The 24605-nt window shown below is 35.0% G+C and carries 29 protein-coding genes and 1 pseudogene; 13 read left to right on the forward strand and 17 right to left on the reverse strand.

Annotated elements, in window-relative coordinates; translation table 11 throughout:
• Positions 1 to 286 precede the first annotated feature (286 nt).
• Positions 287 to 970 carry a ParA family protein gene (locus tag M4Z11_RS06685; RefSeq protein WP_249677811.1) on the forward strand — a complete coding sequence of 228 codons (684 nt, stop codon included), beginning with the start codon at positions 287 to 289 and terminating at the stop codon, positions 968 to 970.
• Positions 967 to 1350 carry a hypothetical protein gene (locus M4Z11_RS06690; RefSeq protein ID WP_249677813.1) on the forward strand — a complete coding sequence of 128 codons (384 nt, stop codon included), beginning with the start codon at positions 967 to 969 and terminating at the stop codon, positions 1348 to 1350. The genes M4Z11_RS06685 and M4Z11_RS06690 overlap by 4 nt, the downstream gene beginning before the upstream one ends.
• 38 nt (positions 1351 to 1388) lie before the next feature.
• Here the strand turns inward: M4Z11_RS06690 and M4Z11_RS06695 are convergent, their stop codons facing one another.
• Positions 1389 to 1694 (reverse strand): HigA family addiction module antitoxin, encoded by a 306-nt coding sequence (locus M4Z11_RS06695; protein ID WP_249677815.1) that lies wholly within the window; start codon positions 1692 to 1694, stop codon positions 1389 to 1391.
• Between the two features lie 16 nt (positions 1695 to 1710).
• The gene (locus M4Z11_RS06700; protein WP_249677819.1) at positions 1711 to 1989 is read right to left on the reverse strand and encodes a type II toxin-antitoxin system RelE/ParE family toxin; all 279 of its coding nucleotides are present in this window, start codon (positions 1987 to 1989) and stop codon (positions 1711 to 1713) included.
• A 227-nt stretch (positions 1990 to 2216) separates the two neighbouring features.
• On the opposite strand from M4Z11_RS06700, the gene M4Z11_RS06705 reads away from it, so the two are divergent.
• The 5 genes from M4Z11_RS06705 to M4Z11_RS06725 all read left to right on the forward strand — a co-directional run bounded on the left by M4Z11_RS06705 (position 2217) and on the right by M4Z11_RS06725 (position 4759).
• The gene (locus M4Z11_RS06705) at positions 2217 to 2858 is read left to right on the forward strand and encodes a recombinase family protein (protein WP_249677821.1); all 642 of its coding nucleotides are present in this window, start codon (positions 2217 to 2219) and stop codon (positions 2856 to 2858) included.
• A 69-nt stretch (positions 2859 to 2927) separates the two neighbouring features.
• Complete coding sequence (locus M4Z11_RS06710; RefSeq protein WP_249677823.1) at positions 2928 to 3233, forward strand: hypothetical protein; 306 nt, start codon at positions 2928 to 2930, stop codon at positions 3231 to 3233.
• Positions 3230 to 3796 carry a hypothetical protein gene (locus tag M4Z11_RS06715; RefSeq protein WP_249677825.1) on the forward strand — a complete coding sequence of 189 codons (567 nt, stop codon included), beginning with the start codon at positions 3230 to 3232 and terminating at the stop codon, positions 3794 to 3796. Before M4Z11_RS06710 ends, M4Z11_RS06715 begins: the two co-directional genes overlap by 4 nt.
• Before the next feature lie 105 nt (positions 3797 to 3901).
• Positions 3902 to 4207 (forward strand): hypothetical protein, encoded by a 306-nt coding sequence (locus M4Z11_RS06720; RefSeq protein WP_249677826.1) that lies wholly within the window; start codon positions 3902 to 3904, stop codon positions 4205 to 4207.
• A 21-nt stretch (positions 4208 to 4228) separates the two neighbouring features.
• On the forward strand, positions 4229 to 4759 hold the full coding sequence (locus tag M4Z11_RS06725; RefSeq protein WP_249677828.1) for a hypothetical protein: 531 nt from the start codon (positions 4229 to 4231) through the stop codon (positions 4757 to 4759).
• A gap of 586 nt (positions 4760 to 5345) precedes the next feature.
• Here M4Z11_RS06725 and M4Z11_RS06730 read toward each other — a convergent pair.
• Genes M4Z11_RS06730 through M4Z11_RS06745 form a run of 4 tightly spaced genes read right to left on the reverse strand, consistent with a single transcriptional unit; the run spans position 5346 to position 8145 of the window.
• A complete protein-coding gene (locus tag M4Z11_RS06730; protein WP_249677830.1) occupies positions 5346 to 5711 on the reverse strand; it encodes a hypothetical protein in 366 nt (121 codons plus the stop codon).
• A 32-nt stretch (positions 5712 to 5743) separates the two neighbouring features.
• Positions 5744 to 7660, reverse strand: a complete 1917-nt coding sequence (traG, locus tag M4Z11_RS06735; RefSeq protein ID WP_249677831.1) for a Ti-type conjugative transfer system protein TraG — start codon at positions 7658 to 7660, stop codon at positions 5744 to 5746.
• A complete protein-coding gene (locus M4Z11_RS06740; RefSeq protein ID WP_249677833.1) occupies positions 7641 to 7862 on the reverse strand; it encodes a conjugal transfer protein TraD in 222 nt (73 codons plus the stop codon). The genes traG and M4Z11_RS06740 overlap by 20 nt, the downstream gene beginning before the upstream one ends.
• A 52-nt stretch (positions 7863 to 7914) precedes the next feature.
• Positions 7915 to 8145 carry a TraC family protein gene (locus tag M4Z11_RS06745; protein ID WP_249677836.1) on the reverse strand — a complete coding sequence of 77 codons (231 nt, stop codon included), beginning with the start codon at positions 8143 to 8145 and terminating at the stop codon, positions 7915 to 7917.
• A 207-nt stretch (positions 8146 to 8352) separates the two neighbouring features.
• On the opposite strand from M4Z11_RS06745, the gene traA reads away from it, so the two are divergent.
• From traA to M4Z11_RS06775, 6 genes are all read left to right on the forward strand, one after another.
• Positions 8353 to 12054 (forward strand): Ti-type conjugative transfer relaxase TraA, encoded by a 3702-nt coding sequence (traA, locus tag M4Z11_RS06750; RefSeq protein WP_249677838.1) that lies wholly within the window; start codon positions 8353 to 8355, stop codon positions 12052 to 12054.
• A 397-nt stretch (positions 12055 to 12451) separates the two neighbouring features.
• On the forward strand, positions 12452 to 12766 hold the full coding sequence (locus M4Z11_RS06755) for a helix-turn-helix domain-containing protein (RefSeq protein WP_249677840.1): 315 nt from the start codon (positions 12452 to 12454) through the stop codon (positions 12764 to 12766).
• 13 nt (positions 12767 to 12779) lie between these two features.
• The gene (locus M4Z11_RS06760) at positions 12780 to 12968 is read left to right on the forward strand and encodes an antitoxin VbhA family protein (RefSeq protein ID WP_249677841.1); all 189 of its coding nucleotides are present in this window, start codon (positions 12780 to 12782) and stop codon (positions 12966 to 12968) included.
• Positions 12955 to 14484 (forward strand): type II toxin-antitoxin system protein adenylyltransferase VbhT, encoded by a 1530-nt coding sequence (vbhT, locus tag M4Z11_RS06765; protein WP_249677843.1) that lies wholly within the window; start codon positions 12955 to 12957, stop codon positions 14482 to 14484. The genes M4Z11_RS06760 and vbhT overlap by 14 nt, the downstream gene beginning before the upstream one ends.
• A 79-nt stretch (positions 14485 to 14563) precedes the next feature.
• Positions 14564 to 14836, forward strand: coding sequence for a type II toxin-antitoxin system RelB/DinJ family antitoxin (locus tag M4Z11_RS06770; RefSeq protein ID WP_249677845.1), 273 nt, complete (start codon positions 14564 to 14566; stop codon positions 14834 to 14836).
• Between the two features lie 2 nt (positions 14837 to 14838).
• A complete protein-coding gene (locus M4Z11_RS06775) occupies positions 14839 to 15108 on the forward strand; it encodes a type II toxin-antitoxin system RelE/ParE family toxin (RefSeq protein ID WP_249677846.1) in 270 nt (89 codons plus the stop codon).
• 13 nt (positions 15109 to 15121) lie between these two features.
• Here the strand turns inward: M4Z11_RS06775 and virB11 are convergent, their stop codons facing one another.
• From virB11 to M4Z11_RS06825, 11 genes and pseudogenes are all read right to left on the reverse strand, one after another.
• Complete coding sequence (gene virB11 / locus M4Z11_RS06780; protein ID WP_249677849.1) at positions 15122 to 16174, reverse strand: P-type DNA transfer ATPase VirB11; 1053 nt, start codon at positions 16172 to 16174, stop codon at positions 15122 to 15124.
• A 9-nt stretch (positions 16175 to 16183) separates the two neighbouring features.
• Entirely contained in the window at positions 16184 to 17317 is a 1134-nt protein-coding gene (virB10, locus tag M4Z11_RS06785) for a type IV secretion system protein VirB10 (protein WP_249677851.1), read from the reverse strand.
• 25 nt (positions 17318 to 17342) lie between these two features.
• Positions 17343 to 18191: a P-type conjugative transfer protein VirB9 gene (gene virB9, locus M4Z11_RS06790; protein WP_249677852.1), complete on the reverse strand. Its 849-nt coding sequence runs from the start codon at positions 18189 to 18191 to the stop codon at positions 17343 to 17345.
• Positions 18188 to 18859 (reverse strand): VirB8 family type IV secretion system protein, encoded by a 672-nt coding sequence (locus M4Z11_RS06795; RefSeq protein ID WP_249677855.1) that lies wholly within the window; start codon positions 18857 to 18859, stop codon positions 18188 to 18190. The genes virB9 and M4Z11_RS06795 overlap by 4 nt, the downstream gene beginning before the upstream one ends.
• 62 nt (positions 18860 to 18921) lie before the next feature.
• Positions 18922 to 19095: pseudogene (locus M4Z11_RS07470) on the reverse strand (type IV secretion protein VblB7); the annotation flags it as partial.
• A gap of 25 nt (positions 19096 to 19120) precedes the next feature.
• A complete protein-coding gene (locus M4Z11_RS06800) occupies positions 19121 to 20047 on the reverse strand; it encodes a TrbL/VirB6 family protein (protein WP_249677856.1) in 927 nt (308 codons plus the stop codon).
• Between the two features lie 62 nt (positions 20048 to 20109).
• Positions 20110 to 20445 carry an EexN family lipoprotein gene (locus tag M4Z11_RS06805; RefSeq protein WP_249677858.1) on the reverse strand — a complete coding sequence of 112 codons (336 nt, stop codon included), beginning with the start codon at positions 20443 to 20445 and terminating at the stop codon, positions 20110 to 20112.
• Positions 20446 to 20472: 27 nt separating this feature from the next.
• Positions 20473 to 21186 carry a type IV secretion system protein gene (locus M4Z11_RS06810; RefSeq protein WP_249677861.1) on the reverse strand — a complete coding sequence of 238 codons (714 nt, stop codon included), beginning with the start codon at positions 21184 to 21186 and terminating at the stop codon, positions 20473 to 20475.
• Positions 21183 to 23546, reverse strand: coding sequence for a VirB4 family type IV secretion/conjugal transfer ATPase (locus M4Z11_RS06815; RefSeq protein ID WP_249677863.1), 2364 nt, complete (start codon positions 23544 to 23546; stop codon positions 21183 to 21185). The genes M4Z11_RS06810 and M4Z11_RS06815 overlap by 4 nt, the downstream gene beginning before the upstream one ends.
• Positions 23543 to 23869, reverse strand: a complete 327-nt coding sequence (locus tag M4Z11_RS06820; protein ID WP_249677866.1) for a VirB3 family type IV secretion system protein — start codon at positions 23867 to 23869, stop codon at positions 23543 to 23545. The genes M4Z11_RS06815 and M4Z11_RS06820 overlap by 4 nt, the downstream gene beginning before the upstream one ends.
• A 27-nt stretch (positions 23870 to 23896) precedes the next feature.
• The gene (locus M4Z11_RS06825) at positions 23897 to 24244 is read right to left on the reverse strand and encodes a TrbC/VirB2 family protein (RefSeq protein ID WP_249677868.1); all 348 of its coding nucleotides are present in this window, start codon (positions 24242 to 24244) and stop codon (positions 23897 to 23899) included.
• Positions 24245 to 24605: the final 361 nt, after the last annotated feature.

The following is a 24605-nucleotide window of genomic DNA, read 5'->3' on the forward strand; positions in this document are numbered from 1 at the left end:
CAGAACTAAACGGCTTATTATCTCCTTCTTACGCGGCTCCGAAATCATGAATGAAAGGCGAGATCTTTAATGCAAAAACACCTATATTGTTTTTCTAACGGTCGCTATCTTTCAGCATAAAAATAAACATATACCATATGTATAACATACGTTGTATATATGTAAGACATATGTACAGCATATGTAAGGCATACATAAAACTTAAACAGTATGTATGTTAAGCATATGTTAAATGTATGCTGTGTATACATATAGCATCTGTAAAACATAAGTAAGGCTTTTGTGTATGCCAACAATTGTATTTTGCTCAACAAAAGGTGGTGTTGGAAAATCAACATCAGCACTTATTCTTGCACAAGTTTTGGCTCAACATGGATCAAAAGTTAAAATAATTGATACTGATCCTAATCAACCTATTGCTGATGAGTGGTGGCAAAATGCTAGCACTCATGATTCACTTAATATAGATGTTCAAGGAGGGATTAATGAAAACACTATTCTGGACGTTATAGATGAAGCAGTTAATACTCATAGTTTTGTTATTGTTGATCTTGAAGGATCAGCAAATATAACAGCGTCATATGCTATTAGCCGTTCCGATATGGTTATTATTCCTATGTCTGGAACAAAACTTGATAGTCGTGAAGCGGCAAAAGTTGTTTCTTTTATAGCTCGCGAGGGAAGGGCCAGACGAAGTAATATCCCTTATCGCATTATGTTTTCAAAAAGCTCTGTTATACAAACTCGAGAAGAAAAAGAAATTCGCAAAGAATTGACTGAAGCAAAACTTCCTGTTTTAGAACATGGAATGATGAATAAGGCTGCTTTTTCTTCTATCTTTAGTTTTGGATGTACTCTTTATCAGCTCAATAAAGAGGATGTATCAAACGTTGCGTCTGCTATAGAAAACGCTGAGCAAGTTGCTGCTGATATTGTGCAAGCATTAAAAATCGAAGGAATAATGTCATGATAAAAGAACATAAGCCAACATTTTCAATTTTGAATAATTTATCCACTTTAGAACCTACAACAAAAGCTCTCAAACGCAATAAACAAGATATTGATAAAATTGCTCAACAAAGTGGTTTTACAACCCGTCATGGATCTTTTGAAAAGGTAAAGGAGTTTGTTTTAACTAAATCTGGTTCTGTTGATGGACGTTCTAAGCGTCGCAGTATGAGAACAAACCGTATCACTCTTGCAGTACGGCCAGAGGTTGATGAAGAATTTCGTGCACTTGCTGAAAAATTGACGCCGCCTGGACAAAATCTTTTAACTCTCGGTGATGTTTTACAGTTTTTAATCCATTTCTATAATAATTCTGGAAAAAATGATAAAAAGAAAAAATAGATTTTAAGTTTATCCTTTCCGATATAAAAATTCGTCCTTTATGATTGTAGAGGAGGTTGAAATGGAATATGATAAAGAGGACGTACTACAGGCTGGGTATTTTTTAGCGCCTGCGCTAAATCGTAGTTTGTTTGCATAGCTAGCCAAGCACGTGCAGTGCTTACACCAGCCATTTCAAGTCTAATAGCTAAATTAGGGCTAATAGCGGCTTTTTCATTGAGAACCCTAGAAAATGCAACACGAGATACACCAAGTCTCTTAGCGGTTTCAGTAACTGATAAACCAAGTTCTGCAATTACATCTTCGCGCAATAATTCACCAGGGTGTGGCGGATTTTTCATCATTGTTAAGCACTCCTTTTTAGTGATAGTCTAGATAATCAATTAATTCAACATCCATATCGTTAAAGCGAAATATTACACGCCAGTTTCCATTTACTGTGATTGACCAATATCCTTTTAGATTACCTTTAAGTGGATGTAATCGAAAGGACGGATAATTTAAATCATCCGGTGATATGGCCACTTCAAGAGCACCTAGAATACGTCTTAGTTTTTGAGCATGGACTGTTTGAATTCCTTTTGTGGTGCCAGTATTATAGAAATCTTCAAGTCCTTTATGTTTAAATCCTATAATCATAACTGATTATAACGTGTAACGTTATAAGATACAATATTTTTTCAGGTTGTTAAAGAAATCAATTATTCATCTTAGATATTTTGTTTTTTAAGACCAAAAGTTAAGTTGGTATATCTCATAAATTATAACATTTGATATTTTTCAAAAAGAAGTAAAAAGATGTATCATAAATCATTGTTTTATATTATGATACTAATTCTGTATCAAAAACGATTTATGAGACTAAAATGGCACTTTTAGGTTATGCGAGAGTATCAACTAATCATCAGAAATTAGAATTGCAGGTAGCTGAACTTAAAAAGGTTGGGGTACGGGACGATCGTATTTTTACTGATATGATGACAGGAGCTACAGATAAACGTGAAGGCTTACAACGGCTCCTCAACCGTGCCGAGAAAGATGATACAATCATTTGTACAAAAATGGATAGGCTTGGACGTAATACTGCAGACATGATTCATATCGTTGATGCCTGTTATAAAAAAGGCATTGCTATACGTTTTTTGGAAAATGGTCTGAGTACTGAAGGTACCATGGGAAAAATGATCATTCAAATTTTGGCTGCCGTAGCAGAAGCCGAACGTGCACGTATTTTAGAGCGAACCAATGATGGAAGAGTTGCTGCAATGGCAGCAGGTATAAAATTTGGTCGAAAACCTCATCCAAAGAGAGAGATAGCATTTGCACTGATTAAGCAAGGAGTATCATCTAAAATTGTTAAGGAAAACACAGGAATTTCTCATGCTACTTATTTCAGATTAAAAAAACAAATAAATGGAATGAAACAAACTAAAATAAAAAGAAAACCAACATTTATTGATAATAAATATCAAATGGATATTGAGGATTTTACCGACAAACTGTCATGAATATTCAGTTGTCCATTTTTAATTTTTAGATTAATTATTTTATATCTTCTCTATAAGGAGGCTTTCACTATGAAAAAGAAATTACCTAAAAGTTATATGACCGATGCTGAACGCAAAGAATTGATAGATGCTCATGCTTCTCAAGATTTTATTTGTCTTTGTGAATCAGAAGCGGCAGAGAAAGCTAATGATAGTGAAACGGTATGGGAATGGTTGGCTATGGCTGATCTTCCAGCTCACTCACTTCTGAGTCTTAAAAAATGGTATGGAGCACAATTTATTCGCGATAAAGGATTTTCTACTGAAAAAGCTGATGCTGAATATGGACCTAATTGGCTCGATCGTGATGTTATTATAGGGAGCCATCGTTTTTGACTGATTTAATTAATAAGGTCGATCGATTTTTGATTAAAGAAGATGGCTTTATGGAAAAGCTATCTAAATCATTAGAGGCTCAAAGATTACATGATCTAAGAAATAATTTTTCTGATTACATGCGTGATGTTGGCAAAAGTGGTGATTTATTATCACTTCTTTTAATGGAGTATAAAATAGTAGAAAAAGATTTGAATAGACATTCTAATAGTAAAGCAATGACAGAGAGTTTAGAAACAGCATTGGTTGAGTTAGATATTGTTAAAGATCATATAGAGCTTGTTTCCGATCCTATACAATACCAAGTAATAAATAGAGATCACAAATCACCAAAATATAGAAAAAATGGTTTGCCTTATGATGGAGCTAGGAAGGCCATGGCATCGCATTATACACGGTTAGGAAATCTCGATAAATCTCGTTTAACGTCAGCTGAAAAATCAATTATTGACGTGCGAAGAGAGAATATAAAAGTAATGCAAAAACTCTACGAGAAAATGCAAGCCAAAGCTATTGGTATAGATCTTTCGCATGGCAATAAGAGTAAAAATACAAATGAGTAAAAGTGTAAAGATTATAAATGAGTAAATGAAGTTATAAGCATAACATCATTCTATCTAAGAAAATCAAATATAAAACTATCTCAAAATAGAAAGGAGGCTTTCACTATGAAAAAGAAATTACCAAAAAGTTATATGACTGATACTGAGCGTGAGGAATTGCGTGCAGGAGGGTTTTCTCAAAATGGCATTTATCTTGCTGAAGCAGAAGCGGCATCTAAAGTTAATGATAGAGAAACAATGTGGAAATGGTTAGCAATGGCTGAATACCCTTCATATACTCTTTTACGTCTCAGAAAATGGCGTGGTGCACAGTTTATTCGTGATATGGGGTTTATTACTAAGAATGCTGATGAAGAATATGGTCCAGACTGGTTAGATAAAGGCGTTGTGATAGGAGGTCAACATTTCTAATAATTTGCAAGATTTTTTTTTGTGATAAGAGATGGATATAAGAGAGAAATAGAAAAGACATTATTATTTCAAGCATTGAATAATGTGCAACTGGATTTTTCTAATACTTTACGCAGTATTGGCTGCAGTGGTGATATATTATTAATTATTGATACAGAACGCAATTTCATTGATGATGATTTGTTACGCTATGCTAATAGCAAGTCAATGATTAGTAGCCTTAAAACAGCATTAATTGAAATTGATGTTATTAAAGATCATATAGTGCTTGTCTCTAATCCTGAAAAATATGATGTAATCAATAGAGGACATTGTCTGTTAAAACACCGAAAAAATGGTTTGCCTTATGATGAGGCACGAAAAGCAATGGCATCGCATTATACGCGGTTATGTAATCTAGATAAAGCTGGTTTGACAGTAGCTGAAAAGATAATTATTGCCGTGCGAAGAGAGAATATAAAAGTAATGCAAAAACTCTACGAGAAAATGCAAGCCAAAGCTATTGGTATAGATCTTTCGCACGGAAATAAGAGTAAAAACACAAATGAGTAAAAGTGTAAAGATTATAAATGAGCAAATGAAGTTATAAGCATAACATCATTCTATTTAAGAAAATCAAATAAAATCATCTTCTGGAAAAACTAAAAAAGAGCAGTTTATCAAAGCCAGATCTTTTAGATAATGGACATCAAACTGATATCGAAGATTTCACAAAGTAAGTTTTATACACAGCATACATTTAACATATGCCTAACATACATACTGTTTAAGTTTTATGTATGCCTTACATATGCTGTACATATATACAACATATGTTATACATATGATATATGTTTTATTTTTATGATGGAAGATAGCGACCGTTAGAAAAACAATATAGGTGTTTTTGCATTAAAGATCTCGCCTTTCATTCATGATTTCGGAGCCGCGTAAGAAGGAGATAATAAGCCGTTTAGTTCTGGGTCAAGGACGTCGTTAGACGCCATGAAATGGTTTCCTTGACTTTAAGAACTAAGGCTTGTTAGTCCCTTCATTAAACGCGGATCTGATCTCATGATTTTGGTGAGCGGTCCAGAGAGTTTGAGAGGCGGATAGCCTCTCATTTTATATTATGTGTGAACGGAGTGAATTCTAATTTTTATTGAAAGAGTATAAGATCATAATCAGGAGGAGCTAGACGTAATATGAGCGCATCATAAGACCAACTAACATATGCAGAGAACAAAGAAAAAATAGCTCCACCAACTATCATTAGCACTTCAAAAGCTACGGATGTTCCTTCTGGTATTCCTTCGCGATATTGTAAGAAGAGGCCGTAACTAAACAAGAAGACCATTAATGCACAACCTCCTGCGAGGAGGTTTGCAATGAAAATGATTGGTTTACGACAGATTAGAAGTAAGAGGAAAAACATATGTGTAAAAAAGCCTCGTTTATAAGGACGTGTTTTTTGAGAAATACATTGTTTTTCTTCTTGGATATTTAATTTGTTGGCAGTATCCATATTCCCCTCCGATTTATTTTTGATACTTATATTTAAGTTTTAGGTGCAAATCTATTTTCTTTTGTGAGAACTATTAAATCGTTTCGTCTAAAATAAATAGAACGTCCACACCGAATTGGGGGCTGGCCTTGTACAAGGATGATTTGTTCATCTCTTCTCATTGCTTGCGTTATTTCGTGTGGATAAATTAAAGGTCTTTGTTGAAAGCTTAAACTTTCCGTACCTTTTGCTCCTGTTGTTCCTATAGATTTACTTGTTCCTTTAACTTCAATAGTCATCTTTCCACATGACTTTGATATATTTTCGGCAGTTTTAATATCTTTGATTGCAGCATAGCTAACAAAAGCACAACTTTCAAACCATGCCATAGCTCCAGATGAACCGAAGTGTCGTTCAATTTGTCCTACCGATTGATAAAAGAGCATGAGCGAGATTCCATATTTACGACCACGGTCACGTGCTTCCTCTAGGATATTCATATATCCTAGAAGATCTATTTCATCTAAAACGAAGAGCACTCTTTTCGCGTAATTACCATTTGCAGCTTCCATAGCTTTAAGAAAAGAACCGACAAGGATACGACCAACACCAGGATAGGATTTTAAAATTTTTGAAGGGATATTTAAAAAAATATCTATATTTCCTTTAGCTATATCAGCAGTTTTAAAATCAGTTCCACTTATGAGGTTTGCATAGTTTGAGAGAGATAGCCATTGAGTATCTTTTGAGGCAGTAGCATATACACCAGAAAAAGTTTGTTCAGCCATGTTTGTAAAAACGCCAAGAGTTTCACGAATAAATTGAGATGGTGATGAAGACTGTAACAAACGTAGTTTGCCAATAACGGAGGGCTCTGGTTCAGATACGATAGTACGAAGAGTTTTTAAATTTTTTTCCTCTAATTTGTACTCATCAGAAAAGACGACGTGAGCTAGTAAGCCTGTCAATAAGTTATGGGCGTGAGATGTAAAAAATTGATCAGTTGATGTTGATCTATGGTTTTCAGAGAGGAGGAGTCTAGCTATTTCAACTAAACCAGCTTCTCTTTCATAGATAGGGATAGTTTCCTCTAATAACCAATCTAAAGGATTAAAAGTTTTTGTTGATTTTCCATGAGGATCAAGAACATATACGGTCCTTTTGTTGATGCGCTGCCGTCTTTCTTTTACAATTGGAGCTATTTCTGTTGATGGATCAAAAACAACAATTGGACCGCTATATTTAAGGCAAGTTGGAATAACATTGCTTGTTGTTTTATATCCTCCTGAACCAGCAAAAAAGAGCATATGAGTTGAATCAAAATCAAGTTTATATGTTAATAATGGCTGACTTCCTCCTTTTCCCCATGTTGTTTTATCTTGTGGGTTGAAGGATACATCTTTGACAATATCTTCATCAACTCTATACCTTTCACCGATAACTATTTCCCCATCACTTGGAAAAACATCTTCAAGGCGTTTCATGTTCATCCACTGAGCTCCCCCGAAGATCATTTTTTTTGAACTTTTCAAATTTGAATCTGTCGGTAAAGATAATTTTACAGTGAAACCAAAAACAATACTTCCTATTAAGAATCCAATTAAAACCATTCTATCAAAGAATGGTAATAAATTTTCCCATGTCATTTTATATTGTTCTACATAAGGATTTAATCTTAAGTATTCATTTAATGTGTAATAAGCGAAGACCAAACCGAAAGAAATAATAGAACTAACAGTGATAGGTTTTCTAGTGTGTTTTTTTTGGATTAAAATGAAGGAAGAACATGCAATAGCAATGAGAATTAGAGTTATCAATGGTTTTGATCTTAAAAACCAATAAGCATCAGGCGTTGTTCCATTTTCTGTAATTTCATTGATAGTGATATTGATGAGAAAGAATATGATGATTGAAAAAACGAATGGGCATATTAAAGAAATAATTTGTTTATTACTCAATCTGTTTATCATCTTTTCCCCGCAAATCAGCAAAAGCTAACTTTCCTAATTTTTCAAACTTTTTATATTCTTTTGAATTGCAATCAAGCTTTGATGCATAAATTAAACATCCCAAAATGAAAGATTTATCTGCTTCTCTAAGACCTGCTTTAACAATAAGACCACCTAGACTAATTTTTTCACGTGCATCTTTACGTCTTATTTCATCTTTCAAAAATCTAATCCTCTTTTCTATACGTCTTAGTGATTTTATAAAATTACCAAGATTATTTGATTTCTTGTCCTTCTTTTTGAAATCGGGCTTTAACTTCCTCAAATATTTTTTTCCAATCATCAATTGTTATATTCATTTCAGTTAATCCTGCTTCTGCTGCTAGCACAGCAATTTTTTCTCCTTCTTGTTTTTTAGCAGCTTTAATTTTTTCAATTAGTTTTTTACTTTTTTCTTCAAGAGCTTTTTTTTCTTCCATAAGCTTAGATAAAGATTTACGCGCCATTTTAATATCCATATACTTTATTAAGTTGTAATTTATTTGCTATCAGATTTAATTAAAATTATCAATACTAATTAAGCGCATTTTATGCGCTCCTGAAAATGTCTTTTTCAAAGATTTTTGAAGGCGCAATTATACGTTTTATTTTAAAACGTTTTATGCTATAAATAATTTTAGTAAACTAAAATCAATTTTTGGTAATTTTATCTTATGGCAATAGCGCATTTACAAGCTAAAATTATTGGTTCTGGAAAATCGGCTGTTTCTGCTGCAGCATATCGTCATAGAACAAGGATGTTCGACGAATTAGAAGGATCTCATACGCATAAATATGATAAAGATAAAGATCTCGTTCATTCAGAAATGAATTTTTCAGAAGATTCAAAAGAATGGATTATGCAACAATTACGTTATTTCAATACAAATGAGAAAAAAAGCGAATGGCTATGGAATACTGTGCAAAATAATGAACGTGTAAATGGTCAATTAGCAAGAGAAATAGTTATAGCATTACCATTAGAGTTATCAAAAGATCAGAATATCTCTCTTGTGCGAGATTTTATAAATGAGAACTTTACTTCACATAATCTTGTTTCTGATTGGGTTTATCATAATAAAGAAGGAAATCCACATGTTCATATTATGCATACTTTAAGACCTGTTACAAAAAATGGTTTTGGCTCAAAGAAAATAGCTGTTTTAAATGAAGATGGAAGCATAAAAAAATCTCTTGTTACTATTCATGATAAAAAAGGAAATGCAGTAAGAAAAGAAGAGCGTATAGTTTATGAGAATGTCATAGGTTATAAAGATGCGATGAAGAAATTGCGCAATTCATGGGGTGAGCTTGCAACAAAGCATCTTTCACTTTCTGGGCATGATATAAAAGTAGATATGCGTTCATATGAAGAGCGTGGTCTATCTATAAAACCTACAATTCATTTAGGGCAATCTGCTCATGCAATGAAAGAAAAAGGTCTTATTAGCGATGCCGTGCAAGCTAATGAAAAAATAAAACAGAAGTCTGCAAAAAAAATTAAAGAAAATCCTGATGAAGTTTTGAAACTGATTTCATTTGAAAAATCGACATTTAGCCGTAGGGATTTTGCGAAGATAATTAATAGGTATGTTGATGATATAAATGATTTTAATGATATTATGATGCGCTTAGAGAAAAGTGATAATCTTATAAAGATCAAAGATCATTCTAACCCAAATGGGACAATTTACTCTACAAAGGAAATTATTAAAACAGAATATGATATGGCGCGAAGCGTTGTTTCTTTAGCTCAAACGACAGGGCATGGTGTTCAATCTAATAAGGTTTTTGAAGCAATAAAATTCATTGAAAATAAAGACCGTAGTCATCCCTTTAAATTTGCAGAAGAGCAAATATTAGCAGTTCAACATATTACAGAAAATAATGGTGTTGCAGCGATTGTTGGTTATGCTGGTGCTGGAAAATCAACTCTTCTCGAGGCAGCAAATGTTGCATGGACTAATGATGGTAAGCGTGTATTTGGTGCTGCTCTTGCGGGTAAAGCTGCGGAAGGACTTGAAAAATCTTCTGGAATAAAAAGTAAAACTCTTTCTGCTTGGGAACTAGCGTGGAAAAACAAGAAAGAGCAATTAAGAGTTGGTGATGTTTTTGTCATTGATGAGGCTGGGATGGTTTCTTCAAAACAGCTTTCTCGTTTTGTCCAAAAAGTTGAAAAAGTAGGTGCTAAGATTGTTCTTATTGGGGATCCTATGCAATTGCAACCAATTGAAGCTGGAGCAGCGTTTCGTGCGGTTGTTGATCATATAGGTTATGTTGAGCTCTCCCATATCAGGAGGCAAAAAGAAAAATGGGGACAAGAAGCTTCGCGTCATTTTGCCCGTGGTCAAGTGAAAGAAGCTTTAGATAATTATAAAAAGAGAGGATTTATTCATGAAACAAAAACACATCAGCAAGCGATAAGCAGTATTGTTAAAGATTGGATGGATGTTCGGAAAAAGATAGAAAAGAAATCTGTCGAGAAAGGAAAACCTTTAAATGGCGATGAGTTGTTTATTCTTGCGCATACGAATGCAGCTGTTAAAAAATTAAATAAAGAAATTAGAATAGTTCTCAAAAATTCTCATTTTTTAAAACCAGAAGATGTCGCAAGTGCAGTAAATTTTGATACAATGAGGGGATCGCGGGAATTTGTTATTAATGATCGGATTATTTTTCTTGAAAATGCCATGTTTGAGGAAAAATTTGCTCCAGAATTAGGGAAACAAAAAGTTAAAAATGGTATGTTAGGTACTGTTTTATCAACGCAGAATAAAAAAGGACAACCTATTTTAAAAGTGCGTCTTGATACAGGCCAAGAAGTTATTTTCTCGAATGAAACTTATCAAAATATTGATCATGGGTATGCGGCCACTATTCATAAAAGTCAAGGTGTGACCGTTGATAATGTCTTTGTTTTGGCTTCACCTTCTATGGATCAACATCTTTCTTATGTTGCTATGTCTCGACATAGGTATCAGTCACATCTTTATGTGGCGGAGGAAGATTTTAAGAATGTTCGATTACATGAACACAAACAGATTAAAGGCACTATAACTGGTGAACTTGTCAAAACAGGTTATACTTCATTTAATGAAAATCTAGAAAATAAAATACCTTATGCTGATATAACCACCTCACGAGGGATTGAACGTATTTATGGCGTGAAACTTCCTTCTGTTATAGATGGCGCTCATATTGAGCTTGGTGATAAGATATCTATTCAGCAAAATAAAGAGACAGTTATTATTAAAGGTAGAGAAGTCAAACGAAATGCCTTTAAAGTTCATTTATTAGAACGAGGAGATCCTTCTCTTGTTTATGATGTCAAGCAATCTGATCGTGCGAATACCTATGAAAAATTGGTGGCGGCGTTTTCTAGAACGAGTATTAAAACAACGACTCTTGATTTTTCTGAGTCTCCTGATTACCGAGACTATATTGCTCAATTTACGAAAAATAGAGGTATTGATGTTTCACAAGGGGTTGTTGAGAGGATTTTCTCTTATATTGATACGAATAAAGAGTGGCTGCAAAAACAAAAAGAAAATATCACAACACTTTGGAGTAGAGCAAAAACAGCTTTTGGTATACTTCAAAAAGAAAAGCTCAATGTTGAGCAACCGCAAAGAGTTTTAAATACAGTAGAGCCAGCTTTATACCTTTCTCCTTATACCGATACTTCTAATTTAGAACAGAAGGTGCTAAACGCTCTTAGAAACGAAAAATCTTATATTGATACTTTTAAAGAATTAAATGACCATTTGAAGGTAATCTATAAGGATCCTCAAGCTGCTGCATTGAAGATTGAACAAACGATTTTAGCGGGGAACGGTGATAAATTACCTGATCTTTTAAAGAAAACGCCTAATAGAGCCGGTGAACTGCGTGGATCAGATCGGTTGATAGATAAGTTAAAAACAGCAGGAAAAGAGCGTAAAGCTGCCATTTATACTGTTTCACTTGCTGTTTCAGTTATTCGAGAACTTCAATCATTTTATGCCAACTCTTATATTCAATATATGGATAAATTTATACGTGAACGTGAACAATTGAAAGTTGCGATACCGTCTCTTTCTAAAGATGCAGTCACTTATATGAAAAATTTTAAAGCTGGTCGTGAGAGTTATTCAAAGATGCCAGAGCAGGTTAAAAAAGAATTTTCAAAGCTTCAAAGTGCTTTAGATAAGCGTTTTGGTCAAGATGCCATTCATAAACAGGACTTTGATTTATCAAAAGCAATCCCCCCAAATCAGCCTCATGATAAAAAGCTTATGAGTGAGTTTCAAATGGCTATTAAGTTTTTGCAAGAGAGACAAAAGCAAGAACAGAGCAATATGATGGCGTATACAAAGTCAAAGGATGTCATGCGGTAATTAAGACGATCTATATTTTGCTTGACAAAATACGGGATTTCCGTATATTAAAAATGTATGCAAACGGTTATTGAAACAACAGCTTATCTAATTTCTGCGAAAGAGGAAGGTAATCGTCTGAGAAATTATTTGATATAGTTTCTTTTATTGCAGCTAATCCAAATGCCGGCGATTTTATGCAAGGTACAGGCGGTGCTAGAAAAGCTCGGTTTCCAACAAAACATAAAGATAAAAGTGGTGGATATAGGATTATTATTTTTGGGGTGGTGAAGATATTCCAGTTTTTCTTTTAGATGTTTGCAGATAAGTTATCTCAAAAAAATTTAACCAAGGCAGAAAGAAAAGAGCTTCAGCGGATTTTAACCGCACTCTTAAACGAATATAGAAAGGAGAAATGATGGATAAGGCAAGTAAAGTAGGGGCGCGTATATTACGAGGTGCACGTGAAGCTCTTTCCTATGCTAAAGGTGAATCTGATAATGCAAAGTTAGGTATCCATATTTCTCCAAAGGTTGATGTGAAAAAAATTAGAAAAAATATTGGTTTAACACAGACGCAATTTGCGGCACGGTTTGGCTTTTCTGTGGGGCGTATTCGTGATTGGGAACAAGGACGATATTCTATTGATACTCCTTCTCGAATATTGCTTTCTATTATTGAAAATGAACCAGAAGTTGTAAACCGTGTTCTTAAAAAAGCTTTATCAATATAAAGGAGGGTTTAATATGTTGAGCGAAGATGAAATCAAGCTGCGTCGACTCTATGCTGAAAATGCATTGGCTAGTCAACGTTTAGAGGGGTTGGAACCAGATCAAAAAGTTGTTGAGCAAATGGAACGTGTTATTATCGGGGAACTTGAAACAAGTGATGTAATCAAAGATTTGTTAGAACGGGTAAAACGTGGAGAAGTATAAAGGGAACGGTGATCCTTATACTGATCCTAAAACTGGTGTGATGTATAATAGGCTTGGTATTAAAGATAAAGCCACATTGCAGCGCGTAGAATCTGCTATCGCTTATGTAAAATCTTTCGAATTTGTACATACTCCTATTCGTGGTGAGTTTGATCTCAACCATATGAAAGAAATTCATAAAAAACTGTTTGGTGACATATATGAATGGGCGGGAAAAATTCGTTCAGTGGATATTGCCAAAGGCAATAGTATGTTTGCTAGTTATAACCAGATTGAAAGTTATGCACCGAAGATTACACAACAGCTTGCAAAAGAACGGTATTTACGTGGTCTTGATGCTGATAAATTTAGCCAAAGGGCTGGATATTATATGGGCGAGTTGAATGCGTTGCATCCGTTTCGAGAGGGGAATGGGCGTACGCAACGTGAATTTATAGGGCAGCTTGCTCGTGAAGCCGGTCATCATATCAACTGGAAGGGCATTGAGCGACAAGAAATGATAAAGGCATCAATTGCGGCACATTTTGGTGATTCTGAATTTCTGTCTGCACTCATCCGTAAGAACCTTACCGAATTTACAAAAAATAAAAGTGTTGATGTTTCTCGAGGTGTTGTGGAGAAAATTTCCTCTTCTATCGAAACCGATAAAGACTTATCGGAAAAACAAAAGGAAAAAATTACAACCGTTTTGGATGGAAAAAAAACAACTTTTGGTAAGCTTCAAAAAGAAAAGCTCAATGTTGAGCAACCGCAAAAAGATTTTAATGGTGCTTCAAAAGGAAAAGAACGAGCTCCTTACCTTGCTGCTTATACCGATACTTCTAATCTAGAACAGAAGGCGCTAAGCGCTCTTAGAAATGAAAAATCTTATATTGATACTTTTAAAGAATTAAATGACCATTTGAAGGTAATCTATAAGGATCCTCAAGCTGCTGCGCTTAAGATTGAACAAACGATTTTGGCAGGAAACGGCGATAAATTGCCTGATATTCTCGATAAAGAGCCCGATAGAGCTGGTGAACTACGTGGTTCAGATCGTTTAATAGATCGATTCAAAACAGCAGGAAAAGAACATAAAGAGGCGCTTTATGATATTCCTCTCGCCGTTTCTACTATTAGAAAGCTTCAATCTTTTTATAAAAACGCCTATGAACACAAGATAGATAAATTTACCCGTGAGCGTGAACAATTGAAAGTGGAAGTTCCGTCACTTTCAAAAGAAGCAGTGACTTATATTAAAGCTGTTGAATCTGGTCGTGAGAGTTATTCAAAGATACCACAGGATGTTAAAAAAGAATTTTCAAAGTTTCAAAGTGCTTTAGATAAGCGTTTTGGTCAAGATGCTATTCATAAACAGAACTTTGACTTGTCAAAAGCAATCTCCCCAAACCAGCCCCAGGATAAAAAACTTATGAACGAGTTTCAAACGGTTGTTAAGTTTTTGCAAGAGAGAAGACATATACAAGGACAAAACAAAGCGATAGCTCAAACAAAATCAAAAGATGTTTTACGATAAAGCAAGTTAAAGTATAGAAATATTGGTTTTGTAGCCCAATTGTGCTATATGATAAGTTAGTAATCAAAGGAGGTTTACTATGAGTGTAGCAGTAGATTCAAAAGATGTTGTTCGAGCACGTATAGATAAGAATTTGAAAAAAGAAGCTCATGAGATATTAGCTGCTCTAGGACTTACTGTATCTGATTTCATACGGATTGCTTTAACTAAGGTTGTAAATGAAAAGGGACTGCCGTTTGATATGTATGTTCCTAATGCGGAAACTCTTGAAACTTTTAAGAAAACTGATAGAGGAGAAGATGTCTTTTATGCAAAAGATATGGAGGATTTGTTTAAGCAATTGGATATTTAATTATGCGTTCTGTAAGTTATTCTGGTAAGTTTAAAAAGGATAGAAAAAAAGCAGAAAACCGCGGTAAGGATATGCAAAAATTAACAGAGGTTATGCAACTTTTAATCAATAAGAATCCATTGCCAGCTGTATTAAATGATCATGCATTACAAGGAAATTGGAAGCCACGTCGTGATCTTCATATAGAACCAGATTGGTTGTTGATTTACATTGTTAGTGATGATCATGTCCATTTTGAACGTACAGGAACGCATGCGGATTTGTTTAAGTGACTTAGACCGTTTTTTAAAAAGCATCTCGGCGTTTGAAGGGGTCATAATAGATTTCTGTGACACGGAATTTTCCTTCGAGGCGTTTACATTGAATGATGACATCAATCATCGAGATTAATAAACCTCGAATATCATCACGTGCCAAATTACTCCCCCCTTCACTTTCTTTAACCAATAGCGTCATTTGCTCAAATGCAGCGAGCGCTGTTGAGGCATGAACAGTGGTGATGGAGCCGGGGTGACCAGAATTAACATTGCGGATATAGTAAAAGGCTGTACCATCTCTGAGCTCTTGTAAAAGAATGCGATCAGGGCGCATGCGCAATCCCGATTCAAGCAGTTCTTTCACTCCCACTTTTGCTAAACCTTGATTGTCTTTTGAGTAAAAAAGCTGCACTTTGTTTGAGTGCGGAACGACAAGCTCGGGAGTATCCTCAATGGTGAGAATCCGTTCATATTCAGGAATTTTTGCAATCAAAGCTTTAGAGAGTGTGGTTTTACCAGAACCGGTTTTACCAGATATCAAAATATTTTGTTGGGTAATAACCGATCTCTCTAAAAACTTACAAAAATCTTTAGCTATAAAGAGATCAATTAATTCTTGTTCTGTATCAGAAAGTTCCGTTTTTCGTTTTTTCATTTGTTCAAGAGGAGTAAAACTGATGTTTTTTGTTACAGAAAATAGCTGGTTGTCTTGTAAACTCTCGAGAGAAAAAGTGCGTGATGAAGGTTTGCGAATTGTCATGCTGATGGTATTGGGGGCGACGGCAGGAGGCATGACAATTTGTATGCGTTCATTATTTGGAAGTGTGGCGGAGAGAACAGGATTTTCTACACTAATCTTTTGTGTTGTATAGGCAGCAACAACTTTTGCAATTCCTTCTAATTCGCTATAAGTCAATTCTTTGATGATGTGTGTTTGCCAACCATTGGGACCTTCAACGATTACTTCACCAGGACGGTTGATGACAATTTCAAATAAGTTCTCATTATTGAGATAATCCTCTAAGATCTTTAACTTAGTTAAAACGATAGAGATGCGTTCTGAATTTTTTACTGTGGCCATAAGTTATTTTTACTGAATTTTAGAATGAAAAGAGGAGTGGCCAGTAATATAATGAGGGAAAGGACTTTTACTTTTTTTTGTAACAGCGAGTTTATACACGGAAGAAAAATCCAAATCTCTTGCTACGAAAATATTGACCAATTCCCCCTGATTTTTTTCTAGGGTAGGAGGTATATTAATTTGATTTTCAAGAGCAATACTTGCTGCTTCTTTGCCAAGATTATTAGAGCCAGTTATTTGGATGTTATTATTTGTTTTTTCTATTAAAGTGGCTGTAGCACTATCAACTATAGAGAGCAACAATGCTGATCCAAAACGTTCCCACCAATGAGTGTTAATCGTACCATCAAAACCAGATCTTCCTAAATTATCAGTGGCGGGTGAGGAAAGTGTAACAACAACTCCGTTTGGTGTTTTTGCTCTTGTCCAAAGAACAAAGAGGCGATATTGTCCCTTTTTGATCCCTCCACGATATTCACCCACAATTTGAGTTCCTTTATCAAGCAGAACAACACGACCATTATCTGATAAAATATCACGTTTTACAACACAACTTGTAAAACCGGGCTGATCGCTACTCATTGCTGTTTCTAATATACAGGGGATAGATGTTCCCATTGCGATGATAAAGTTTCTGTTACCCATTAATCCCGCTTGTGTTCCTTCTATCTGTGTAGGTTTTAAAAGGGCAGAGAAGTTTTGTGTTTCTTTATTAGGAATTTCAGTTGTCTTGGCGAAACTATTATGTGCTGTGGTGTTGAAATGAGAGCTAGAGTTGTTAGAGAAAGCTAAAACCGGAGCACGCTTTGCAGCATCAAGTAAAGGATCGGTTTTAGTTTCTTCGATTGGTGTATTTGATGGTGTTGGTAATACACTCTGAGTAATTTTGGATTGTGGTTCAAGAGGAGCTAATTCTAACGGAGCTGGTGCGGTATTAAAATGTTGAATTTCTTTTTTAGGTAATTCTGATACATCATTTGGCGATGATGAAGATGATAATATATTCCAGAGTATATAAGCGCAAAATCCTAGAATGCCTATTCCTACAATTATTTTTGCTTTTGCTTTTTTTAATGCATTATTTTGGCCATCATCGATCATACCACGATCTTCAGTGATTATTTCATCATTATGATGATTCATGATCTCTCCCCCCTTAATTTTGTTTTTAAAGATCTGTAGCTGTTTTGCGTTCAATAAATGGTGAGGTTGTTCCAGTTTCTGGATTGTTTCCTTTGGAATGGTAAGCTTCATTAAAAATGCATAAGACATTTTTGCCATGTCTTAGAATGAACTTATGGCTAATAGCATGGACAGTAACCATATTGCCTTTTGTTGTTTTGGGGATGAGGGATTCTTGTCCATCATTTTCAACGATATAAATGGCAGGAATTTCTTGATTACCAGAAAAAGTAAATGTTGTTGTTTTCCCATTATCGTAAACCGATGATGGTTCAAGAATGGCTGTTCCCTGAGCTGAATAAGCCCAATTTCGTGGTCCATATTGTTCGTAAGTATCAAAAGATTTATCGATATATAACGCTTGTATTTTTCTTTGTTGCAGTTGTAAATCGATCTGCTTTTGTGCAATTGCATCGTGTGGGTAGCGAAATTTTACAAGGAAATATGTTTCATGTTCAGATGAAATTTCGCTGTCTTTTACGATCAATTCAAATTGATAAGATCGTTTTGATCCGTCGCGTCTTGTTGTTATAATTTGTAGATTTGTCATAGGCTGCATTTCACGTGGTTTTAAGAAAACAATATTTCCAGCTGGTGCTACTTCCCACGCAACGCTATTTCCGAGGGCAACATGAGCAATTTCTTCATCAGAAGAGAATTCTATTTGTACCGATGATCGTATAGACCCAATAATTTTTGTTACATTATAAGCATCATAATTGATAAAGCGAATTCTATTATCATTAGGAGCGCGCACAGGAGAAATGCTCGCGAAGCTTGAATGGCTTAAGGAAGAGATAGCAATCATAACGCAAAAAAGAAAAATTTTAATCATGAGTTCACCGTTTCTGGATCAGTTCTATATTCATGAACCATAAAGCCAAGAGGATTGATTAAACGATTTTGTGTGGATATTGGAGCGTTTACGTACTCGAAATTAAGAGTTGCGACCCAATGAGTGATGGACTCTTTATTATCATTATCGCGAACTGTCTTATAATAACGAACCTGTGCAATATCTTTGCTGATGAATGAGATTGATTTTATAGATGTTGTTACAATGGCATTTTTGTATAAAAATTGAGGACTTTGAGGATTACTGGATCCATACCATTGTGCAAACCTCTTCTGCTCTTCAAAGGATGACAATAGAGAGACAATCTGAAAATTATTTTGTATTTCTTTTGAATTAAATTCTTCACGGGCGTGAATATATTTGCTCGCGAAGTAGCGTGTTATTGCTTCATCGTAATTTTGGGGTTCATCTTTTAGAACATTGACGACATCAACAATACCTGTAGAATTATCTACGCGGATAACAAACGGTTCTACAGTTTTAAGAGGTAAGAGCATTATTACAGCCAAAGAAGATGTAATTGCAGCTATAACCGCTACTCCAGCAATAATAAGTGAAGCGCGAGTAATCCGACGTGATGTTAGAATGCGATCTTGATCGAATAATCGTGCTTCAGCAATATATTGCTTAACGTCTTTACTTTTCATTTTCGTCTACCAGCAATGTTTGTATGATTGAATTTCTTCAGCAATTGAAATTTTCATTTTGCGTTAATTATTATTGGGGAAGATGTTGGGTTTTTAGTTTCCCAATTCCACATTGATTTATTTAGTGGTCGCCTAGAATATCCATCACATTGCGGTAATGGTTTTGTTATGTTTTGAGAGGACATACATCCGCTGAAGAAGATGAAAGCTAGAGTGATCCCAATTTTTTTTAACATGTTTTTCCCCGCATATTTGACATAATTAATTTCGTATTTTTGATATGAGATTTTTTATACCATGAATACCTGCACGAGCTGTAGTTGTTGCAGTACGACCAGCTGCTTTGCTTGTATGCTGTGCTAAGTGTGTTGCACCTGTGAGAGAAGCTCCACCAGAGGCTAAAGCTGATGCAATTCCAGGTAAATGAATAAAAAGGTAAATACCTCCAATACCAATGACCAGAAATTGAAGTACAGCAAATATGACATCTTTGATATTGTTTGAAAGAACCTCTATTGCAAGATTTATATACAAGTTACCAAGCAAAGTAACTAATACTTGTAAAATGATAAAGTTTGCTGTTTGACTTAGCCATGCTTCTGTGAAGCGCCTTGTTGTTGAAAACATATAAAAGCTTATGAAAAGTGGTCCTAGAGATATGACAAGAAATGAACCGAGTTTAGCAAACATTGAGACAATAAAGCCAATTGTGCAAAAAAATCCAATAATAATTAAGCAAATAAAGCCAGCAATCCAGTTAACAATAAACGTACCTATTTCAGTTAATCCTTTATGCTTATCGGCAGCCTCAAAAACATGTGCAGCAGCATGTTTGATCATATTATCCCATATGTTTTGATTAAAAGTTGTTCCTGGTATGATATTTGCAATAGCATTAGGCAGATCGTTGAAAAATATATTTGTTATCCAAATGTTATAGTTAGCAGCGTGTGTCGTGAGTGTAACAATAATGGCCAGTTTAGCGGCTGTCGCTATAAATTCCCATAAAGGCAAAGAAGAGCGCCCATAGACAACATTATAACCAATAAATGCAATGTAGATTGTACAAGATAATGATAATGGAGTGGATAAAGCTTTTGAAAGATTTACTATGGTTTTAAGCATTATATCACCGATAGTATCGGTTAAACGATTATCTATCATAGTAAATAAATTTTGTTCTAACATTGAACATCCAATTTTATGTTATTTTTTGTAAATATTTTTATTTATAATTGTGATAATGATTTTCATGGATCAAAGTTGTAATCACGTTTTTGTTGTGCTCTTCTTTTTTCATATTCGGCTTTTCTCTTAGCTTCATCTTCTTTTCGTTTTTTCTCAAGTTCTTCTAGATATTGACGGCGTTCCTCTTGAGCTTTTTTTCTACGTTCTGTAGCAAGTTCGTGATCCGCTAATCGTGCATTTTGACAATTCTTAGAACTCCCTGTGAAGCCACACCTAACAATCCATTCTTGTAATAATTTTTCATCTTTTTTTAAGTCTTTTACGCTGTAGGTTTTTTCGCAACCAGCAACGAGAATTCCAGTGCAAAGAATTAATGTTGTGATAATGACTTTATTCATGATTGAATTCCTCTTTTATTTTATACTTTAATGACCACGTAGTTGTTTCGCATAATCTTTGTATCGTGCATTAAATTCTTCTCTAATACGGATATTTTCAGCTTCGACTTGAGCTTGTTGGATCATAACAGCAGCTTGTGTTTGTAAGACTTCTGCTTGTAAGAGTGCTTGTACAGCTGTTAATTGTGATTGCGCGTCTTGAACCTCAGCAGCAGTTTTAGCGTTTTTAAGTTTTTCAATGAGCTGGTTAATGGTTTCTTTCTTTTTATGAGCCTCTTCATAGATGGCTTGACCTGTCGCTGCTTGTCCTACATTGCGTTTGTGCAGTTTTTCTATTTCTTCTCGGTAAAAGGCATCAACAGCCTCTGTTGATCCAGCACCCCCTGATGGCTCTTTATATAAAAGTTTTTCTTCCCATTTTGTTGTATTTCCATTCCCACCATTCCCATCTATTACTTGTTCGAAATCATTAAAATCAGAAGGTAGAGCTGCATTGCTCCCTTGATTTTTGAGCAGTTCTTTCAGAGCAGATAAATCGGTAGCGGCATTTAAGGATTTATATAAATTTTTCATTTCATTGATTTGAGCTGTTAATTGGTCGAGTTGTTGTTTGCCTTGCTCTAATTGTTTCAGCATTTGGGTGACGGCAGCAGCATCAAAGGTTGGCATTTGTGCTAGTACATTTTGGCTTAATCCGAAAAAGATTGAATAAATTGCTGCTACAAGGAAAGTTTTCTTCATTGTTTTTGCCGTCTTTCTTGAAAAATAGGCATCCATTTTTCTGGAGATGATCCTACTTCTTTCATGATGGTTTCTAGTAACTCAACGTTATTAGTGGTGCCGCTTAAAATGGCTATTTCATCATCAAAACCGCGTAAATTTAGTTCTGCAACAACAGAATTATGTCCTTGTTTAACAAGAAATCGTCGCGATTCCCGTGTTAATTCTGTTTGTATGAGATTAAATTCACGATCTGATAATTTGAATCCTTCAACATAATCAGCGTGGTTGCCTTTTTGATTAGGAAAGTAAACCTGTGTTGGGCATTGCTCTATAATAGTATGTGCAATTGTTGAATTGAGAGCATCTCTGGGGGATTGTGTTGCGAAGAGCATCAAGCCGTTTTGTTTACGGATTGTTTTGAGTCTGTCTTGGGCAAATGCTTTAAAAGTATCATCTTCTAGTGCTTTCCAGAACTCATCAATAACAATGATAATACGACGGCCGTCGATGAGAGAAAGTACTTTATGAAACAGATACATCATTAATGGAGGACGAATTTCATCATTATCCAAAAAGTCGGTCATATCATAACCAATAAATTTTGAATCAATGCCAATATCATCATCGTCATTATCAAATACCCAGCCTAACGCGTTTCCTTTACACCATCTCTCTAAACGTCCTGCTATACCTTCTTTATTAGTGGTATCAAAAAACATTTGTAATGCGGATATTGAGCGCTGTTCTTTTGGTAATAAGGCGAGTTGATCAACAGCAGTAGAAATATCTTGTCGTTCTGTTTCACTAATTGTTTGTCCTTCAATGGAAACAAGTTTTGTAATCCATTGCCTTAAGAAGACTTTATCTGCTGGGTTATTATAATTAATGCCCTTAAGCGGTGCTATGCCTGTTGGCTGACCATTTTTGAGCGGCATATATGTGCCACCTCCAGCTCGAACAAACAATTCTGCACCACGATCTTTGTCAAAAAAAACCATGTGTGGGTCATGTTTTTGAAGTTGAGCCAAGAGAAAATTGATAATAACAGTTTTACCAGAACCAGATGGACCACAAACAAAAGTATTTCCTAAATCGCCAAAATGAAAATTAAAGTAAAACGGTGATCCTGCCGTTGTTTTCATCATGGCTACAGCTGGTCCCCATTCATTATTATCACTCTTTCCAATTGGAAATGAATGAAAGGATGAAAGAGCTGCATAATTACGGCTTGTAATAGCTCCAGAGCGGGCGCGATAAGCGTAATTGCCTGGAAGTTGTGCCCACCATGCAGCTTCAAGACCTAAATCTTCACGTGCAATTACCGCTCCCCCATCTGTAAGACGAGAACGAGCTTTTGCAAGATTATCAATCAGCTCTCGTGGTGTATCAGCAAAGACGGCTAATGATAAATGATGTTCTCCTAAAACAAAACGATTTGATTCAAGATCATCAAGTGCATCATCTAGCTCTAAAATTTGTGATCCAGCACGATCTCCAGAATTGACCATTTGATTTTGTTTACGGCCTATAATCTGTTTTGCAATATTTTTGCTTTTGAAGATAAAAGATTGTGTACAGATGAATTCAAAGGGGAGAGTGAGCAAGCCATCTGTCATGCCTGGTTTCGTTTTTGCTGGATATTCTTTCCAACCAAACATTCCGGCAAAACGTTGTTTTGCTTCATGGCGTATTTCTATGATTTCTTTACCAAAAATAAGGCGATCCGAATAAACAGAAGATGCTATCGTTCCCCAAGTGAGAGGAATACGTTCACGACGGCCACCAACTAATTGGTGAATGAACTCACTTTGTTCAGAAAAAATGTTTCCTTTATGTTCATAAAGGCTTAGTTTTTTAGCTTTATAGCGTTCTAAATTTTGAACAAGATCAGCTGTAACGTCTTCAAGTTTGCGAATTGCTTCTTCATCTATCTCTGTTTCTTTTTTCTTTGCTTTTCCTAAATTTTTAAAAAAATCAGCAAGCTTATCTATTTTATCAATGTATGGATTCCATAAGATTGAAAGATAAAGATCATTACGATATAAATCTTGAGACACCATTCGTTGACGGTATTTATCATCTAACTGTTGGGCAAATTTTGATTTGAAAGTCCCATTTGGGTAAATGGTTTCACGCCTTCTGATAATGTGGCTGTAAATTGCAATTCGCTCATCGGCAATATTTTTAAATAAGTTATTGAGCTGTTCATGAAGTATATTTAAATCAGCAATATCAGCGGTTTCAAAGTTAATCCCTTCAAGAGTAACAACAGTCATAAACGCGCGTGATTTGAGTGCTATAACATGTTTATTTACATGACGCACATAAGGTATAATTTCCTCAGGTTGTTTTTCATATTTGCGCTGTGCTGTATTCACTCTAGTTCCTTGTAATTACGGATAAGTCGTAATGGAGAGATACTTGCTCCACCCCATAGATTGGCGTTTATGGAAAAACGACGAGTTTGCTGCCATGCGAGAAGAATACGAAACTTATTATGATCATGTTTGATAATTTCTTTCATGATGAAATGAATGACAACACCAAAAATTGTGAAGAAAATATTGCTTGTTACAATAAAAATTATAAGCGTTAGCATTACGTTTAAGCCCATGGCTTCTACCGTAACACCAGCAATCATTGCCGGTCTTGTACAAGCAAGAAATAATGTATCTTCAATGAGCTTATTGTGTTGCTTCATATTCTTAAATGAGTGGTATTGAATCAATTAAGCTGAAAGCATTGCTACGATTTGCTGAGCACCAAAAATAATGCCTATTCCAATACACACGAAAAAGGCTCTGCGCATTTCAATATAACCAGCAATCCACGCAATACCCATACCAGCAACAGCGATAACTGCAATAGATTTTGCCAGAGATCCTGTCAAAGCTGTCACTATTTTATCAAGAGCGCTTTCAACTTTTCCAAAGCCTTGGGCAAACGCTGGATCGATCAGCGTTATGATTGTAATAAACAACATAAATACTGTAGCAAACCATTTCTTTTGTGTATCTAATATGGCTAATTTTTTTAGAGTGTAATTATTAGTAAAATAATTTTTTATCTCTAGCATGAGACTATCCCCCCCACTTTGTAAAAAGTTTTTAATATATAAATTAATTAATAATATTATTTTCTATTATAGATCAAATATATTTTTATTTTATATAAAGAAATACACAGTAAAATACATTGCATTCAAAATGAATTTTTATATAAAAATTGAAATGTATTTTAATATACTTAATTATATGCGATATATTATTGAATTTATATAACCATAAGCATGGCAAATTGTTTGTTTTTAAAGCTTTTTTCCGTATAGGTTGGTCACTACAGCGCTATATGGTGGCGCGTTCCCTTCCCTATACGTCAACTTCGCTTGTAAGATGAGAGGCTATCCGCCTCTCAAACTCTCTGGACCGCTCACCAAA

Source organism: Bartonella bilalgolemi (assembly GCF_023500045.1).
Lineage (GTDB): Bacteria > Pseudomonadota > Alphaproteobacteria > Rhizobiales > Rhizobiaceae > Bartonella > Bartonella bilalgolemii.